At 73.3% G+C, this 1,756-nt stretch carries 2 protein-coding genes; one reads left to right on the top strand and one right to left on the bottom strand.

The window, feature by feature from the left end; all coding sequences use genetic code 11:
* Positions 1–63: 63 nt before the first annotated feature.
* Entirely contained in the window at positions 64–564 is a 501-nt protein-coding gene (locus GGD88_RS18365) for a hypothetical protein (RefSeq protein WP_184438239.1), read from the bottom strand.
* A 98-nt stretch (positions 565–662) separates the two neighbouring features.
* On the opposite strand from GGD88_RS18365, the gene GGD88_RS19240 reads away from it, so the two are divergent.
* Positions 663–1,756: tape measure protein (locus GGD88_RS19240; protein ID WP_184438242.1), on the top strand; the 1,094-nt coding region annotated here is incomplete at its 3' end.

Below are 1,756 nucleotides of genomic sequence, written 5' to 3' on the forward strand. Positions count from 1 at the left end.
GCCGGCGCGGCCGCCACGGAGGCGCCGATGGCCGGTGATGCCCCCCGGACGGTCCGCCGCGCTTCAGCCACCCGGCGTTATGCGCAGCCGGATCGCACCGAACAGCCGGTCCCAGACCAGGGACACGGTCCGGCCGTCGACCGTGATGGTCGACGTCTGCCCGGCCAGGCTCTCCTGGAGCGCCAGACCCACCCAAGGGCCGGCGTGATCCCAGCCGGGCACGACGAAGGCCATGGTATCGCGCAGCGCCACCATGGCCTTATCCAGTCGGCGTCGGTCCACGGAACTGAGAGGTCTATCGCGGTCGAGGAAGAACGTGCTGTAGCCGATAGCGGCCAGATCGTCTTCCGGCCCCAGCAGCTCGGCGAGCACCATCACCCCATCCTCGGACATCCACCGCTCCATGTCGTCCACCGTGCCGGCGGGCGCCAGGGTCAGGTCCTGGCGGGCGAAGAACGCCACCGCCTCCGCCCGGGTGATGCCCAGGCCGTCGGCGTGGGCCATGCCAGCGCCGCCGGCGCTGACGATCAGGACCAGCAGCGCGGCCAGGGTACGGCGGATCATGGCGGCCTCCTCGGGTGGAGGATTGGTTGGGTCTTCCCTGATGGTATCCCGCATAGACTGTCGGCACAATCGCGGGCGGGCGGCGCGGAGGTCCGGACATGAGCGGCCCGGCGCATCAGACCGTCTCGGTCTCGCTGACGGCCGAGACGAGCGACTTCCAGCAGAAGTTCCAGGTCTCGCAAGAGGACCTGGAGACATGGCGGCAGAGCGCCCAGAGCGCCGGCACGGAGGCGCGGGAGACCGCCCGCGACCTCGACGCGCTCGGCGACGAGGCCACGGAGACCGGCCAGCGCCTGGACGATCTGGGCGACGAGGCCAAGGACGTCGGCCAGCAGGTCAAACGGGCCGGCGATGCGTTCGAGCGGGCCACGCGCCCGCTGGACCTGCTGGGGACCAGGGCCCGCATGTCCGCCGTGGGGCTGGATGTGCTGGACGACGCCGCGGCCCGCCTGCCCGGCCCCCTGGCCACGGTGGCGCGCGCCATCGGACCGGTCGGTCTGGCCCTCGGCGCGGCGGCCGTCGCGGGTGGGCTGGCGGCCGCCGCCATCGCCCGGGCCGGCGACGCCTACACCGCCGCCACCGGGCGGTTGCGCGCCGCGACCGGCAGTCTCGCGGCCGCGACCGATACCTATGGACAGCTCTACGCCGCCGCCCTGGACACCGGCGCGGCCCTGGACGACACGGTGGGCGCCTTCGTCCGCTTCAACATCGCGGCTCAGGCCATCGGCGCCACCCGCGACGAGGTCGCCGCCCTGGTCGAGACGGTGCAGAAGTTCGGCATTGTCTCCGGCGCCAGCACGGCCGAGGTCAGCGCCGGCGCGCAACAGCTCGCCCAGGCGCTCGCGTCCGGCCGCCTCCAAGGCGACGAGCTGCGGTCGATCCTGGAGAACATGCCGCTGCTGGCGAAGGCCCTGGCCGAGAACCTCGGCGTCAGTATCGGCCGGTTGCGCGAGATGGGCGCGGCCGGCGAGCTGACCGCGCGCCGGGTGTTCGACGCCCTGGCGGAGGCGGGGGACGAGGCCGACCGGCTGTTCGAGGCCATGCCGCTCACCATCGAGCGGGCCTCCGCCACCCTGGAGACGGCCTGGGACCGCTTCCTGGTCAAGCTGGACCGGGGTTTGGGCCTGTCCGAGCGCATCGCGGCGGCCCTGGCCGGAGCCGCGGAGAAGCTGGACGACCTCAGCCGCACGCC

Origin of the sequence: Roseospira goensis, from assembly GCF_014197795.1 — a bacterium.
In the GTDB taxonomy this organism is placed as follows: Bacteria; Pseudomonadota; Alphaproteobacteria; order Rhodospirillales; family Rhodospirillaceae; genus Rhodospira; species Rhodospira goensis.

Coding starts and splice junctions, on each gene's coding strand:
- GGD88_RS18365 (WP_184438239.1), bottom strand. CDS start 564: ATGATCCGCCGTACCCTGGCCGCGCTGCTGGTCCTGATCGTCAGCGCC.